We start from the raw sequence: 15,340 nt of genomic DNA, 5'->3' as shown, positions 1-15,340 counted from the left end.
CCGCAGGGTTGCGCAGGATGTCCCGGTATCCCGTGACAGACTTCTCCTGCGCAACCCAGCTTAATTGTAGCCTCTAGCTGAATCGTTTTTTTGAAGACATTCATGCGTGATACCGGATTCGAGTGATGTTGAGGCGCGAAAGGTTTGAGCATCCAGAGGACGGAATTCACGGTCTGGTCGACAGAATTGCACGCAACTTCTGATCTGCAGGAATGGACATATGAACCGACGAGCGAATGCCAAAGATGAAGTGAAACCGCACATTTATCTGGAACTCGGGAAGCTGGTATCCAGCGTCGGGGATGACATGTTTCTGAGTAACATGCACCAGTTCATCAACACATCGCTGGCCGTCAGCCGGGTCGAGCTGAGCGAGTGGACCGTTGACGACAGTCAATCGGCGGTGACCGATGTTCAATTGCTGGGCTATGCGGGCACTGAGTTGAATCCGCAGATGCAAACGGTGTGTCCGACCCGTGCCAGGCACCGCAACGATCATCCGCTGGTCAAGCGCGTGCTGGAAGCGAACGACGATCTGTTGATCCACTTGAATGCACGGATGAAAAACAACAAGGACACTAGCTTTTCCGGCACCTCTCACCAGTGCAGCCTGGTCTCGCGCAAGGCCAATCGTTGTTGTGTGATCTCACTGCACCGCCCGCAAGCAGACAAAGATTACTCGTTGCAAGAACTGTCATTTTTGAAATACCTCTCGGAAACCTTGTTGCCCCTGTCGGTACGGCACGCCAGTGTCCACCGCCAATACCGCGTGAAAAGCGGAGGAACGCTGACGAACAGCCTGGCTGCCATGGAGCACACGCAACTGCAGCGCGAGTTCAATGAGCGCTTGAGTGCCAGCGATGTCGTGCTGTCAACGCGGGAAAGGCAAGCCTGCCTGGAGTTCCTGGCTGGCGCCACAGTCCCTGAGATCGCAAAAAAACTCTGCGTCAAGAACAGCTCCATCGAAACCTACCTAAAGCGCTCCGCCGCCAAGCTGGGTATCAGCGGTCGACATGGGCTGGCCAAGTGGATGATAGGAGCATGATGAGCAAATCCCTCAGCCCTTGGCTGGTTGCTGTGCTGTCCTTGAGCGGTTGCTCACTGATTCCGGACTATCAGCGGCCGGCAGCGCCGGTTGCCGCACACTACCCACAGACACCCGCCTACGCTCCAGCACTCTCTGGCCCCATGGCGGCGGACATGGGGTGGCGCGACCTGTTCCGCGACCCGACGCTGCAACAGCTCATCGAGAGCGCTTTACACAATAACCGAGACTTGCGTGTGGCAGCCCTCAACGTCGAGGCCTATCAAGCGCAATATCGCATCCAGCGCGCCGATCTGTTTCCCGCGATCAGCGCCACTGGTAGCGGGACCCGACAGCGCCAGCCCGCCAGCATCACGCAGACCGGCAGCCCGGTCACCAGTGGCAGCTATTCAGCAACGCTGGGTATCAGCGCCTACGAGCTGGATTTATTTGGACGCATACGCAGCCTGACCGATCAGGCCTCGCTTACTTATCTGTCCAGCGAAGAGGCCCGGCGCAGCACTCAGTTAAGTCTGGTGGCGAGTGTCGCTACCGCCTACCTGACCTGGCGCGCCGACCAGGAACTGTTGGCCTTGAATCAGGACACGCTGGCGTCCTACGAAAAAAGCTTGAACCTCACCGCTCGCAGCCAGCAAGTTGGTGCCTCTTCGTCGTTGGACCTGGCCCAGGCACGTACCTCGGTGGAAAGCGCACGGGCAAGCCTGGCAACGTTCCAGCGCCAGGTCGCTCAGGATCTCAACAACCTGACTTTGTTGGTGGGTACGACGGTCGCAGACAGCGCGCCAAACCGTCCGCTGGCCTCCGAATGGCTCGCCGAAGTTCCGGCTGGCTTGCCTTCTGATCTGCTGCAGCGACGCCCGGACATTCTTGAAGCCGAATACCAGTTGCAGTCGGCCAACGCCAGCATCGGTGCCGCGCGCGCAGCGTTCTTCCCGAGCATCAGCCTGACTGCCAACGCTGGCACATCGAGCACCGAACTGTCCGGCCTGTTTAAAGGTGGCTCGGGAGGCTGGGTGTTTTCACCGCAGATCGACATCCCGATTTTCAACGCCGGCAATCTGCGGGCGAGCCTGGATTATTCGAAGATCCAGAAAGATATCAGTGTCTCAAAGTACGAAAAATCGATCCAGACCGCCTTCCAGGAGGTTTCCGATGGCCTCGCTGCACGCCAGACCTACAAGCGCCAGCTGAAGGCGCAGAACGATCTGGTACAGGCCAACCAGGAGTATTACCGCCTGGCCGAGCGCCGCTATCGCATTGGCGTCGACAACAGCCTGACGTTTCTCGACGCACAGCGCTCTCTGTTCAGCGCTCAACAAAACCTGATCACCGACCGACTGTCGCAGCTGACCGCCGAAGTCAATCTGTACAAGGCACTGGGCGGCGGCTGGACGGAACGTACATCAAAACCCTTGTGAGGTAATGAAGATGGGCACATTTGAATCTGGAGCACATGTACGCCTTCGCTCGGGCGGCAAAATCATGGTGGTCAAGCACGAATCAACGGTCACTCCTCCCCCGGATACTCTGCTCGTGATGTGTGAGTACCGAGCCAAAAATCGCCTGGTGCAGGGCTTTTATTCGGCCCGGGATCTGATTCCCGCGCGCCGGGAGCCGATGCACAATCATGGCTGACAGCAGCCCTGGCCTGCGTTGGGGTTATGTGCCAATAGGTGCGACCGGCTTATGAAATACCAAAAGTGATCGTGCCCGCGATAGCGATATGACAGCCATCAATCAGGGCGTCTGGCATATCGCGTCGCGAGCGAGCGTCCTGCCCAGCATTCACGACGCAATAACGTCTCAGGATTTATCTTTCAAGTCCGGATCGTCGGGCAACTCAATAGCGCATGTCAGGTGTGGCTTTATGCCGTTTGCGGCCCAGATGCGTTGAACGCTGGCCGGTGATATGCCAGCGACTCGTGCCATGCTTCGACAGCTCCAGCGAGCCTGATCGGTACGTGGCTTAGTGACTTGCTCAAGGGTCAGTCTCAGCGCTTCAGCCGGCAGGGACGGCTTGCGCCCTCTTCCGGGCAGATCCATCAGACCTTGCAGCCGCAGCTCTTGAAAACGCTTGCACCAGCGCGTGACTGAAACAACGGAGAGACCAGTCAACCAGGCAATCTCGTTACGAGACAGCTTTTGAGACGCCAGCAAAATCACCAGCGCCCGGCGAGATTCGCGTTGACTGACAGTGGCTGAAGCATTTACGCGCCGACTCAGTTCTCTTTCCTCATCGTCGCTAAGCACGATGTCCTGAGAGTTCATATGACTGCTCCACGCACTGACTGAACACAAACAGACCGCCAGTGTTAGATATGTATTTAAAATACGGCCTGCAAACGCGTATTGGCAGGTCAGGTGAATAGCGCTGTTGAAGCCACGTTATACAACGCAATAATCGCGAACAGCCCAATCACTAATGACACTAATCTATTGACTCGATTGCTCGACATCAGCGTTGGCAGGCTTCGGCCACACAGAGCGCCCAGTCCGACCCACGCTATGCCCACAGGCAGAACGACCAACGAAAATACCGTCATGAATGAAACATAACTTTCGAACTGCAAGAAGGTGCCGGCGGGCGCTATGAACGTCGCAAAAAAAAGCCCTTTCGGATTGTTTAGTGTTGCCAGAAATAATGCCGATATCGAGATCACAGCGGGCTTTCCGTCTGTGTCCTGATGCGTTGAAAACCATAGTTTCAGAGAAATGTAAAACAGAAAAGCCACTGCCAGGATCTTGGTCATTATCACCACCCACCCATAATTCGCGAGTGCGTCAATGGACATACCCCAGGCGGTAATCTGAATCAGATAGGCCGTCCATTCGGCAGCAATCAACTTCAGTGAATACATACCAAGGCCGCGATTGACCCCGGACTGGAGCAGCAGCGAATTGGTCGGTCCCGGCACCAGCAGCAGCGTGAGCATTGCAATTGCGACGTAATACATGGTCATCACCAACACTCCAGAATAGATGTATTTTTCAACCCCTTTATTTCCCAAAAAAAGGAAAACTACTGGTGTGCAGTGCCAGCACCCAGGTGTTCAGGGAAGTTCTAAAGCAAGCATCGACGTTTACGGCCCTCACGACGTGAGGAAAAACGCTCCGCCCAATGAGTCAAGCCAGTCTTAGTCGTGTTCCATTATTGCGTTAACGTCGAATGAAAGGCCTTCAGGACGTTTTTTGTTGCCCGGCACGTCATTGCCATACCGTCACACACCTTGACCGCCCCCAGCCTCCCCAATGACAACCCTGTCTCCAACTTTCAACCCCGAAAGTACTTCAACCCTTACCTGATTATTGATCCCTGACTCTATTTGCTGTGTCCTGACTTCGTTATCCTCGCCCAATACCCGTACGCTGTAAGTCCCGTCTTCCCGACGTTCGCCCAGCGCGCCAACAGGAATCGTCAATACTCCGGTCTTCGCTTCGAGCACTATCCTGACGTTGGCGGTCATGTTGATGTAGAACCGGCCCTGGGGGTTGGGTACGTCGAATAGAGCGTTGTAGAACACGGCCTTTTTGTTTTCGCCTGATCCGCCGGACGAGCTCGCAGCGTCCAGAGGGCCAGGCTCCATGGCGCTCAGGGTGCTGGTATAGCGTGTGTCCGGATCGCCCGGGATGGTGAAGTAAGCCGCAAGCCCGGGCTTGATCTTGACCACGTCGGCTTCGGAAACCTGCGCCTTTACGGTCATTGTGTCGAGTTGCGCCATCTTCAGAATGACCGGTGCGATCTGGTCTGCGATGACCGTCTGGCCCTCCTGGGTGACAATAGCGAGGATCTGACCATCCATGGGTGCCAGGATTCGTGTGTATTCGAGCTTGATACGGGAGGCCTCTTCGTTGATGCGGGCCTTTTGTAACTGCGCGGAGAGCGACGTCAGGTTGGCGCGCTCGTTCTCGAGCTCAAATCGGGCGTTGTCCTGATCCGCTTTAGAAACGGCCATCGTTGAACCCAGCTCTCGATATCTGCGGTAATTCGATTCTGCCAGCGTCAATTTATGAACGGTCGCGTCCCGCTCTGCAGTGAGTTGCTCGACCTTCACAGCGGCCTGTCGCAAAGCGTTTTTTGCTGGCAGCGGGTCGATTACTGCCAATAGCTGATTTTTCCGGGCCTTGTCACCTGGCGCGACTTTCAGTGACTGCAATTGCCCGGAAACCTGAGCCCCTACGTCCACCTGATTACGGCCCTGCAGCACGCCTTGTGCCAGTACGGCGTGTTCGATATCCGTTATTTCCGCTGCGGCGGATAGAAAAACAGGCTCTTCTTCACCGCTAACGCCCTTATAGAAGGCATAGCCAGCCAGCGAGAACGCCAGATCAATCAATACGATCCTTAAAAGGATTTTGCGGAAATTCAATTTCCTGAAAAATCCGAAAATCCTCACTGTATTTCCCGCTCAACAGGAATTATTGATCTCGTCTGGATCAACTGTTCAACACCGAAATAAAGGGCGTACATGAGAATCTCCCCGCGCCACCGCGACTGTTTCGTGCAGCAGCAAACGTCCCTGCAGTCACGTGCTTATGTAAACATCAGGTCGTACGTCCGTCTGTCCCCGCATTCAGGGACATTATTTCGGAGACCACACACAAGTGGAATGTCTCAATTTAAACGTCACTATTTGGCGGCCATATTCGCCTGATTTTCCTGTAGCAGCCATGGCATTTAGAGCATCTTTATTCTGAGACGAAACATCCTATTGCCACTACCGGCCTTGGCAGGCGTTACAGAACCGTGTCGAAAATAGAGCATCTGCCTGTATCGAGCCATTTGTCCCCCCTTTCCCCTACAGACTAGGAATAGTCGCTATGTGTAAATTCTTTAACGCGCTAGTAGTATTGTCCTACAATCTTACATTATGCTTAATGTCAGGCATCGAGAGGGCTGAGCAGTATGTGAGATGAGGTTGCTTTTGGTTTAACTGGAGACTAACGCCATGGGGGCAAATGTGTAATGAAAGCCAATTTACGAATGACGGGTGACCAGTCAGCGTATTTTCTGGAATTGGGAAAACTGATCTCGAGCGTAGGCGATGCAAGATTTGCTTCGAATATGTATCAGATCATCGCGGCCACCGTACCGATCGATTTCCTGGACCTGAGTGAATGGACGATTGACGAGAATGAAGGCAGCATCATCAGCATTCAGCCCCTTGGGCGAGAGTACGCTGAGCAGAAGCCGGTGAATCTGACGGTTTCGCAGGACCACGACATGCTGCTCGCTCGAATGGTCAATGTGGACGACTTCCTGCTCATTCATCTGAAGCCACCCTTTAGTAGTTGCACTGGACCGGCCAGCTCTGGTTCGGCGGGTACCTACCATTGCAGTCTGGTGTCGCGCAAGTCGAACAGACGCTGCGTCATCTCCTTGCACCGCCAACATCACCAACGTGACTTTTCGCTGCACGAATTATCGTTTTTAAAGAATTTTTCAGAGGCCCTGCTGCCACTGTTGGAGCGGCACGCTCAGACCACCCGAACATTGTGCACTGCGCATGCTGACAACGATGCGGTCACCCAGGGCGGGCAGCAGCTTCAGCGCGAGTTCAACGAAAAGCTCAGCCATTCCGAGGTCAGATTGTCACTCCGTGAAAAGGAAATCTGCCTTGGCATACTTGCCGGGGCGACTGTTCCGGAGCTGGCCGACAAGCTTCACGTCAAAAACAGCTCCATCGAGACCTATCTGAAGCGTGCTGCGGCCAAGCTTGGTGTGAAAGGACGACACGGGTTGGTCAAGTGGATGACAGGCGTCGCCCAAATGGCCTGAGTTTTGGCGGATGAGCTTAAAGGTACGCGGTATGACGCATCTCGTACCAGGTGCTCTGGCGGTATCAACCATGATAGCCAAATGCTGGCAGAAGCACGTTGCCGGGGTGGCTTGCAAAGTGGCATCACGTTGCCGGACGCTCCGCGTTCACCTTCCCCGCAGAAAGCCGTCTCCTGCCCAATCGTCTCGCGCAGCCAGTCAATCGGCTAAACCGAGTGAGGCTACGGTTCCGCGAGAAAGAATTAACAAATGATCTGCAGGAAAACCGGCAGACATAAAATAAAAACAAGCGTGCTCTGAAAAATGTCTTTTACTCTGCGCAGCCCATTTGCACTAACGTACCAGATAACGCCTCATTCGCCTGTCTGTTTAAAATCGCCTGGCCCACTACTTTTCTTTTCATTGTGTTTTTTTTATTATAATCTAGACGTGAATTTTGAACCCTGCAGGCTTTCGCCGGTCTTAGGTCATCGGCCAACTTTTTTCGACTTGTCTGTGATTAGTATGATTGCCTTAATATAAACACAGTGTTGCACTCCCCCGTACCACCAGCGACCTGTTTTGATACGCTGACAACATGGATATTGATAGGAGTGGACCATCATGCCTATGCCATCGAATGTCTTTGCTACGTTGCTACAGGCCCTGCAGAGGCCCGTCGTGCGCGGTGTATCTTCCTATACAGCTGCCATTACCCAGAGTGATTCGTATTTACCTGCTCTTCCACGGCAATGCCAAGTTCAATAAAAATCGATAAAAAGATCGTTCTAATAAGGTGTATTGATCATGGCAAGTGTTCTCGTTTTCCGTAACACGATTGACTTTTTATTACGGCATGCTCTTCGGCGTCGTTCGCTATGGCTTCAGATTCAGCCTCTGTTCAGTAAGCGTGAACATTATATTAAGGTCTACATACAACCTGTTTGACTGCAGTCTTCGAAAAGACAATGCACTCCTGAACTCATCTGCTGAATCAAGGCTGCGCCTTGGCGTGTCTCTTTTTAAACGGAAAAAGGAATACCGATGAACATGCAACAGCTCTTCCCGCATCTTGGCAAAGTGATCTCCGGTATCGGAAGCCGCCACTTCGCCCGCCTGCTCCATGAGATGATCACGGCCTCGCTCCCCGTGGATGCTACCCATGTCATTCAAGGGCTTACTCGGTCTACGAGCGAAGCGGCCGGCGCTCCCCCCATTGGTGCATTTGGTGGAAATTTGCACCAGGTGCTCAACCAAGGTATCGATAGCAGGCGCCTTGAGCCTGTTCTGCTGAGCCCCACAGAGCTGGCAGATACACGGGTCGATAAATCCATCAGGTTTGAATCGCCGGCCTACAATGCGCAAAAAAATCCAGGTCACCTTCAGGCTCATGCTTCTCGCCCCCAGGTACACCTCGCGTACCCGGGCAAGGGGCAATATGTACTGTCGGTTTATCGAGCCCCCTCTGCCAAGGCATTCACCAGTCAGGAGCGTGCTCAGCTCAAGGACTTATCCTGCGTCGTTTTGCCGATCGTGAAGCAACACATTGCAACCGTGACCCCTACCCTTGTTTCGACAACACCCTCATCTGCCATGAACAGCTTGAAAAACAATGATGCCATGGAAGGCCTGCGCCAGCGTTTCCTCAGTCGCCTTGAGGCATCGGAACTTAGCCTGTCTTCCCGCGAAACCGAAGTCTGCGTAGGGCTGCTGGCGGGTCTCACTGTGCCTCAACTGGCGGACAGGCTTGATCTGAAAGTCAGCACAGTGGAAAGCTACTTCAAGCGCGCAGCGATAAAAATGAGCATCGGTGGTCGTAGTGCACTGCTTCGATGGCTGCATGCCGCACACCGGGTGCAGCGTCCCGTCGCTGTCGAGATGCTTCAGAAGGCGGTCTGAGCGGAGGCGGTTTTTTATTGTTGCATCACTTTCAAAGATTCTCCCATCATGCAGCGGTGCGATCTGTCGACCGGTTGATCCACGCCTCGATTCGCTACCGCTGCGCCATCCGGCATTCGCCAACTATCATCACCGCACCGCTCGACGTATAAAAGTCGAGGGCAAGAACCTCGAACTTATCGTCGCCGCAGCTGGACTCGGCTGCTGATCCCGCCCGACACGACACCTTTCGCCGCCTTTGGGCTTGAGTATGCGTCTGCATAGGCCCCTCATCTTCAAGTCATTCGCGAAACCGTTGCCGATTACGTTTGCAGGCGCGCCCATTCCTTGCGCGCATAAAAAAACCCGCCGAAGCGGGTTGTTTTTTCCATCAATACCATTCCAACATCCTGTCGGTAGCCATCCCGGCAATGGTGATCATCCGTGACCTGTGAAGCGCTTCCTGCGCTTGCAGTTGATGGGTGTAGATTGCTCCTTCGCAGTGGCGCCGTACAGAGTGGATCCACTCCAGCTCGTGTAAGCCTTTCGCCATTCTCCAGATGATCCTGTGCTCTGCCCTCAGTCGCGCTCAAACTCGATCAACACCTTCCCTATATGCTTTGCCGCAGCAAAATAAGCATAGGCCTGGGGTGCATCAGCAAATTTGAACGTCCTGGCAACGACGGTTTCAACCCCATTTGCCTCGATTGCGCGTATGAGGTCGGTAAACATCGCGCGGCTACCATTGGCAATGCCCCTGATGGTTACATTTTTCAGGATGAGGGACAGGTAATCGGGAATCGGAGAGTGCTGCCCTGGAGTCACACCAATGACCGCGATACGTCCGTTGACGGAAGCGGCAGCGATGGATTGCCCCAGGGTGTCCTGGCCTCCGGTTTCGAGGATGATGTCCGCACCGGTGTTATTGGTGAGCGCCATGACTTGCGCAGCCCAGTCAGGGTGTGTTCGATAATTGATGGTGATTTCCGCGCCCATCTGGCGGGCGATGTCCAGTTTTTCGTCACTTGATGAGGTGATTGCCACGCGCGCGCCGTGGAGCCTGGCAAGCTTCAAAGCGGCCAGCGCCACCCCGCCGGTTCCCAGACAAAGGACCAGCTCGCCCGGTTTGACCTTGCACACTTCCATCAGCGCGTTCCAGGCTGTCAGGCCCGCAGATGCCAGCGCGGCAACATCCTGGTCAGCCAGCGAGTCCGGCACGCGAATCAACGCTGCGGCGGGTAATACGACTTTTTCCGCCAGCCAGCCGTCGTGGGTTACACCGACGTCATGGGCAAACACGTCGATTCTGAATGGGCCTTCCAGCCAGTCCGGGAAGTGACCGCAGATAACCCGGTCACCCACTTTGACCTGACTGACGCCCTCGCCTACAGCGATGACCTCGCCCACACCTTCGGAAACCGGAATGCGCTCTGGCTCCTGTCTGGCACCGTAAACGCCATGAAGGATCTGGACATCACGACTGATGAGACTCACCAGACGAGGCGCCACAATGGCTTGCCCCGGTCCGGCAACCGGCTCGGGTCGAGTGGTCGCGGTCAGGGCGTCAAGGCCTTGTTGAGATCCGATCTGAAAAGCTTTCATTAAAATAATCCTTGTATCGTCGGCGCGAAGGGCTGCACATATCACGCCTCGAAAAATACAGTTGTAGCCTGCTCAGAGCTGTGCAGTTACAACCTGACGCCCACACGATACCTGCTTATGGCCGAGCAGCAAGTTCCGCACTGGCATCAGCGCGCCGCTTTTCAATGATCTCCACGCAACCGTCCGTCCGGTTCGATCAACTGTCATCGCCCCTGGACGAACGATGTCCGCAAGCCCTTAGCCCTGAAACGCTCTGTATTTTCCGCAGCACAGACGACTGCTATTTCAAACGCCAAACCCCCTCCACCCGGTGCGCCAGGCCACGCTCGCCGAGCGACTCGATGTACTTCTTCATGCCTTTCTCTCCGCGCTTTTGCAGCAATCGGGTGGTGCGCGGCAACAGGTTGGGGAACAGCATAGCCAGACTGGATGCCAAGGATTCGCTCGGTTTCGGTGTCCGTTCCAGACACGGTTTGTCGAGCATGAGTAACACCTGACGTGCGACGTCGTCCGGCGATTGTGGCGGTGCAATGAACTGTAAAGCGTTGCCGCCTTCGATCGCTTCCTTGCGCAGCATTTGGGTGTCTGTCGCGGTTGGCAGGATGGAACCGACCTTGATGCCCTTCTCGGCCAGATCCAGTCCGATCGAGAGCATTGCGCCGCGCAGTCCGAACTTGCTGGCGCAGTAGATCGGTGATTCGGGCGTGGGAAATAGGCCCCCCAGTGAAACAGTGGATATGATCCGGGCGTCGCTCGATCGCTTGAGCAACGGAATGGCCATGCGAGTCAGGATCAGCGGTGCGACGAGATTGATGTTGAGCTCTCGACTGATGCTTTCCACCGAGCGTGTATCAAACGCTTCGACTACTGCAATGGCGGCATTGTTGATCAACACGTCAAGTCGGCCAAACTCTGACTCTATGTAGGTCATCAAGCCTGCCAGGCTTTCTTGGTCGGTCAGATCAACTACATAGGGAAAAGCATCTTCGCCGAGGTTTTCAGCCAGCATGCGCAGCTGCTTTTCGTCGATGTCAGCCAGTATCAGTTGCATGCCCCTGCGGATCAGCTGGGCGCAGATCGCCTGGCCAATGCCGCCGGCCGCGCCGGTAATCAGAACCACCGTTTTCATAAGCACGTCTCCTGAATGGCGACCTTCTGTTGCATTGGCGCAGCAATATAGCCAGCACCTTTACGCAGGCTTTTGTAATAGCCCTCTTCGACCGCAGGCCAGCCTAGGCTGTGAAACAGCTTGCGCAGGTATTTCTTGAGCGCATGCGCCTCCAGGTACACCTCGTGGCGTTGGGATTTGACGAACTTGATTCCCCCGGAAAGATCCGGGTCGTCGGTAGCAATCAACTGATCGAAATGACTGGCCTGGGCTTTCTGATGCAATTGGTCACGCAAGTAACAAGCGACAGCATGCGCCTCGCTATCAAACAGCTTATAGGCGCTCGAGTTGGTCTCGACGTACCCGATGCCGAACAGGTTGTGATGCTCACGACTGAAAATAGACAGGTACAACCGGGGCCGACCGCCCTGCCACTCGAAATATTTCGCGGCATAGGGGCAGCTCCATTTATACCCGGTGGCATAGAGCACCAGATCGAGCGGCTCACGCGTGCCGTCTTTGAACACCACGTGCCGACCCTCGTAGTGGGACACGTCCGGCTTTACCTGAATATCGCCGTGCTGCAGGTAGTGCAGCAACTGGGTATTGAGCAACGGGTGGCTTTCAAAGAGCTTGTGGTCCGGCCTGGGCAAGCCAAAGCGCCGGGTATCACCATTGATGACCCGCAAAATCGTCTGGAAAACCGGGCGCGCCAGCCACATTGGCAGTTGCGGTCCCTTTTCACCGAATTCATCAACCGGCATTCCGAACAGATGTTTGGGAATGAGGTGGTAGCCGCGACGCATGCTGATAAAGGCTTTATCGGCATGTTTGGCCGCATCGCAGGCAATATCGGCACCGGAGTTGCCCGCGCCGATGACCATCACCCGCTTGCCCTTGAATTCGTCGGGGTTCTTGTACGTTACCGAGTGCCGAACGGTGCCTTCAAACTGGCCTTTCACTTCGGGCATGTTCGGGTCCCAGTTACAGCCGGTGGCACACACCACCGCGCGATAGCGGCGTCGTTCACCGTTGGCCAGCGTGACTAGCCAGCGTCCATCCTGTTCTTTTTCTACGTCTTTGACCGCAGTGTTGAAACGGATCCTGTCGTACAGATCGAACGCCATCGCAAAAGAGCGAACGTACTCGAAAATCTGTCGATTGCTCGGATAATCGGGAAAGTGCGCGGGCATGGGATAGTCGATAAACCCTGACTGATCGCGAGAGGAGATAAAGTGCGCCGATTGGTACATCGGGGTTCCGGGATTATTGATATCCCATACGCCTCCCACTTCGCTGTGTCGCTCGAACTGCTCGTAATCGAGGCCTTGGCGCTTGAGCGCCCTCGCCATGCACAGCCCGCCAGGGCCGCTTCCGATAATGCACACCGCGTCGGCGCAATCGTGGATCTTGTTGTTGTCGTGGCTCACTTTGTATTCCTCGGGTTCAACAGCGAGAACCCTAAGTTAGCCAAGGAGACACGGAGCATGCAGGGGGCCAATGGACGTAAAAGGGGGTGGTAACGGACTTGTTCGGCTGCCTGATCGGGTCGATGATTAATTTAACGATTCGAGGGGTGTTTTGGCTGCTTTTTCAGGCATGCTGTGATTCGATAAAACAATAAAACCTGTTTGTAAAAGGTCCGGATCAACATGAAACTCATTGCTGACCCACTGTTCTCTGAAGCCTCGGCTCCGCCGCAGGTATCGCGCATGCTCCTGCAATATGCGACCGAACGTGGCGTCGATGCCGAGTGGCTATGCCGTGGCCTGGGTTTTGCCCCTGATGACCTGAAAAAGCCCGGCTATCTTCTGTCGCATCGGCAAAGCAACCTGCTGGTACGCCGAACAATCACGGTGCTGGGTGATGACGGCTTGGGTCTGTCGGTCGGCGAGCGCCAGACAGCAGTGTCATGGGGCATTGTCGGACTGGGTATGCAGGCCAGTCCCACGCTGGGTGACGCGCTGGATCTGGCTCTCCGTTATCAGAAACATGCCGGTGCCCTGCTTCGCCATAGAATGGAGCTTCATGAAGGTCGCTGCCTGACCTACATGGTGCCGCAGTTCTTTGACCCTGACGTGATCAGCTTTTATCTGGAAGAGGCATTCGCCAGCGCGATGGCCATCGCCCGACATCTGACTGGGCATCATGAGATGCTCCCCAGCCGCATCGAGCTTGAGTATCCAGAGCCTGCGCACCGGCAACGATACAGCGAAATATTCCGCTGCCCGGTGGTATTTGCCGGTGCTCACAACCTGATCGAATTCGATGCCCGGTGGCTGGACATTCCATTGTTGACGCGCGATGACTTCGTGGCTGCAGAAGTGGCAGAGTTGCTGGACAGTGCAAACTGGGAAGATAAAGGCACGTCAGATCTTGTCGAAACCGTTCAACGGGAAATACGCAAGCGTCTCTGCGCTCCGCCGTCACTCAATGACCTTGCGCAACAGCTCAATATCGGCGAACGCACCTTAAGGCGTCGTCTTGACGAGGCGGGCCAATCCTATCAGGGCGTTATCGACTCGCTACGCAGGGCCAGGGCATTGTCACTCCTGAGCCACCGTGAAACGAAATTGATCGACGTTGCGACTGAAACCGGCTTCAGCGATATTCGTGATTTCCGTCGAGCGTTCAAACGCTGGACCGGGGTAACGCCCCGCGAGGCCAGATACGAAATTCAACAATTTCGAAAAGACATCCAGCGCCTGTCAACTTCCTGAGTTTTCATGTACTCGCTAGAACATACGTGATCATCGAACGTCCGCTGCCGCCCCCTTTTGTGTCCGCTCAACCCCTGATCGTTCTGTGACCGGTTGTTTATCGTAGCTCTCTGCTCTCCATAAATAATCAAACAAGAGATGGGCCGCGATGACAGAACGAGTGCTTGTTACCGGGGGTGGCGGTTTTGTGGGCTGCCACTTGATTCAGCAACTGCTTGCCAGCGGCAATATCGTCAATACCACCGTGCGCAACCTCACCAACAGGGCAAAAGTGCTTCCTCTGCTGACGTTGCAAAAGCAATATCCAGGCAAACTTTACTTATTCGAGGCTGACCTTCTTGTAGATGGCGCGTTTGATGCGCCCATGCACGACTGTACGGTTGTCCATCATGTGGCGTCGCCCTTTCTGTTGCCTGAAAAAATAAAGGACGGCCGCCGGGAAATGCTCGATCCTGCACTGCAGGGCACCCGGAACGTTCTGAGCAGTGTCGATAAAACGCCCAGTGTCCTTCGTGTGGTCATGACCTCCACCGTCGGGGCAATCTTTGGCGATTACATTGACGTTCTGCACATGAAGAACAAGACCCTGACCGAGGACTATTTCAATACCAGCAGCACGCTTGAAACCAACCCCTATCACTACGCCAAGGTAGAGGCCGAGAAAGAAGCATGGCGGATCTGCGAGAAGCAGACGCGCTGGAGTCTGGTCACTATCAATCCGGGCATGATTCTCGGTCCTTCTCTTACACCTGCCTCGGACTCCGGAAGCCTGTTTCTTCTGGATGAAATGTTCCGCGGTTACTTCTTCTATGGCATGCCCGACCTGAGTCTGACTACCGTGGACGTCAGGGATGTAGCGGCAGCCCATATCATCGCAGCAAACAAGGCTGACGCTCAGGGTCGCTATATCCTTGCTGAACAACATATGATTTCTTTCGTGGAAATAGCTGGCATTGTGCGCCGCTTACATCGACGCCCCTGGTTATTGCCGCGCTACCGCATTCCCAACGCTATTGTCAGGTTGATTGGTCCATTCTTCGGGCTCACTCAGGATTATCTGAGCAAGCACCTCGGCATTCGCTTTGTGGTGGATAACCAGCGCAGCCTGAATGATCTGGGCATCAAATATAGATCCATCACGGAAACGCTGACAGATCATTACCGTTGCTGGGATATGCAGCGTCAGCTCAACAGCCAGGCGAATGAAAAGCTTCGGTCGTGACTTTCAAGTT

General features: G+C 54.8%; 12 protein-coding genes and 1 pseudogene. 7 read left to right on the top strand and 6 right to left on the bottom strand.

All coding sequences use genetic code 11. The features are described 5' to 3' along the window. Positions 1-220: 220 nt before the first annotated feature. Genes RYB09_RS21575 through RYB09_RS21565 form a run of 3 tightly spaced genes read left to right on the top strand, consistent with a single transcriptional unit; the run spans position 221 to position 2,680 of the window. Positions 221-1,045: a helix-turn-helix transcriptional regulator gene (locus RYB09_RS21575; RefSeq protein ID WP_122280350.1), complete on the top strand. Its 825-nt coding sequence runs from the start codon at positions 221-223 to the stop codon at positions 1,043-1,045. Beyond that, positions 1,045-2,463 (top strand): AdeC/AdeK/OprM family multidrug efflux complex outer membrane factor, encoded by a 1,419-nt coding sequence (gene adeC / locus RYB09_RS21570; RefSeq protein WP_316890157.1) that lies wholly within the window; start codon positions 1,045-1,047, stop codon positions 2,461-2,463. The genes RYB09_RS21575 and adeC overlap by 1 nt, the downstream gene beginning before the upstream one ends. A gap of 10 nt (positions 2,464-2,473) precedes the next feature. Then, on the top strand, positions 2,474-2,680 hold the full coding sequence (locus RYB09_RS21565; protein ID WP_122280360.1) for a hypothetical protein: 207 nt from the start codon (positions 2,474-2,476) through the stop codon (positions 2,678-2,680). 174 nt (positions 2,681-2,854) lie between these two features. Here RYB09_RS21565 and RYB09_RS21560 read toward each other — a convergent pair. The 3 genes and pseudogenes from RYB09_RS21560 to RYB09_RS21550 form a co-directional block, all read right to left on the bottom strand. Beyond that, positions 2,855-3,313, bottom strand: a pseudogene (locus RYB09_RS21560) (helix-turn-helix domain-containing protein); the annotation flags it as partial. 89 nt (positions 3,314-3,402) lie between these two features. Next, on the bottom strand, positions 3,403-4,005 hold the full coding sequence (locus RYB09_RS21555) for a LysE family translocator (RefSeq protein ID WP_080394910.1): 603 nt from the start codon (positions 4,003-4,005) through the stop codon (positions 3,403-3,405). 258 nt (positions 4,006-4,263) lie between these two features. Next, complete coding sequence (locus RYB09_RS21550) at positions 4,264-5,439, bottom strand: efflux RND transporter periplasmic adaptor subunit (protein ID WP_193600970.1); 1,176 nt, start codon at positions 5,437-5,439, stop codon at positions 4,264-4,266. Positions 5,440-6,008: 569 nt separating this feature from the next. Here RYB09_RS21550 and RYB09_RS21545 point away from each other — a divergent pair. Together RYB09_RS21545 and RYB09_RS21540 are read left to right on the top strand one after the other, a co-directional pair. Then, on the top strand, positions 6,009-6,821 hold the full coding sequence (locus tag RYB09_RS21545) for a helix-turn-helix transcriptional regulator (protein ID WP_080394911.1): 813 nt from the start codon (positions 6,009-6,011) through the stop codon (positions 6,819-6,821). A gap of 1,023 nt (positions 6,822-7,844) precedes the next feature. After that, a complete protein-coding gene (locus RYB09_RS21540) occupies positions 7,845-8,699 on the top strand; it encodes a helix-turn-helix transcriptional regulator (RefSeq protein WP_316890137.1) in 855 nt (284 codons plus the stop codon). 558 nt (positions 8,700-9,257) lie between these two features. Here RYB09_RS21540 and RYB09_RS21535 read toward each other — a convergent pair. The 3 genes from RYB09_RS21535 to RYB09_RS21525 form a co-directional block, all read right to left on the bottom strand. After that, positions 9,258-10,280, bottom strand: a complete 1,023-nt coding sequence (locus RYB09_RS21535; RefSeq protein WP_122258697.1) for a zinc-dependent alcohol dehydrogenase family protein — start codon at positions 10,278-10,280, stop codon at positions 9,258-9,260. Between the two features lie 280 nt (positions 10,281-10,560). Beyond that, positions 10,561-11,409, bottom strand: a complete 849-nt coding sequence (locus RYB09_RS21530) for an SDR family NAD(P)-dependent oxidoreductase (RefSeq protein ID WP_230018766.1) — start codon at positions 11,407-11,409, stop codon at positions 10,561-10,563. Beyond that, complete coding sequence (locus RYB09_RS21525; protein ID WP_410478325.1) at positions 11,406-12,776, bottom strand: flavin-containing monooxygenase; 1,371 nt, start codon at positions 12,774-12,776, stop codon at positions 11,406-11,408. Before RYB09_RS21525 ends, RYB09_RS21530 begins: the two co-directional genes overlap by 4 nt. Before the next feature lie 264 nt (positions 12,777-13,040). Here RYB09_RS21525 and RYB09_RS21520 point away from each other — a divergent pair, with 264 nt between their 5' ends. Both RYB09_RS21520 and RYB09_RS21515 read left to right on the top strand, forming a co-directional pair. Next, entirely contained in the window at positions 13,041-14,108 is a 1,068-nt protein-coding gene (locus tag RYB09_RS21520) for an AraC family transcriptional regulator (protein WP_058408588.1), read from the top strand. A gap of 148 nt (positions 14,109-14,256) precedes the next feature. Next, positions 14,257-15,330 (top strand): NAD-dependent epimerase/dehydratase family protein, encoded by a 1,074-nt coding sequence (locus RYB09_RS21515; RefSeq protein WP_058408589.1) that lies wholly within the window; start codon positions 14,257-14,259, stop codon positions 15,328-15,330. The last annotated feature ends 10 nt before the right edge of the window (positions 15,331-15,340 follow it).

The sequence above is a fragment of the Pseudomonas syringae group sp. J254-4 genome, from assembly GCF_032586855.1.
GTDB lineage: Bacteria > Pseudomonadota > Gammaproteobacteria > Pseudomonadales > Pseudomonadaceae > Aquipseudomonas > Aquipseudomonas amygdali.
Note: the sequence above shows the minus strand (reverse complement) of the source record. Positions and strands in the feature narration are given on the sequence as shown.

Coding starts and splice junctions, on each gene's coding strand:
- RYB09_RS21520 (WP_058408588.1), top strand. CDS start 13,041: ATGAAACTCATTGCTGACCCACTGTTCTCTGAAGCCTCGGCTCCGCCG.
- RYB09_RS21555 (WP_080394910.1), bottom strand. CDS start 4,005: ATGACCATGTATTACGTCGCAATTGCAATGCTCACGCTGCTGCTGGTG.
- adeC (WP_316890157.1), top strand. CDS start 1,045: ATGAGCAAATCCCTCAGCCCTTGGCTGGTTGCTGTGCTGTCCTTGAGC.
- RYB09_RS21565 (WP_122280360.1), top strand. CDS start 2,474: ATGGGCACATTTGAATCTGGAGCACATGTACGCCTTCGCTCGGGCGGC.
- RYB09_RS21530 (WP_230018766.1), bottom strand. CDS start 11,409: ATGAAAACGGTGGTTCTGATTACCGGCGCGGCCGGCGGCATTGGCCAG.
- RYB09_RS21545 (WP_080394911.1), top strand. CDS start 6,009: ATGAAAGCCAATTTACGAATGACGGGTGACCAGTCAGCGTATTTTCTG.
- RYB09_RS21540 (WP_316890137.1), top strand. CDS start 7,845: ATGAACATGCAACAGCTCTTCCCGCATCTTGGCAAAGTGATCTCCGGT.
- RYB09_RS21575 (WP_122280350.1), top strand. CDS start 221: ATGAACCGACGAGCGAATGCCAAAGATGAAGTGAAACCGCACATTTAT.
- RYB09_RS21535 (WP_122258697.1), bottom strand. CDS start 10,280: ATGAAAGCTTTTCAGATCGGATCTCAACAAGGCCTTGACGCCCTGACC.
- RYB09_RS21515 (WP_058408589.1), top strand. CDS start 14,257: ATGACAGAACGAGTGCTTGTTACCGGGGGTGGCGGTTTTGTGGGCTGC.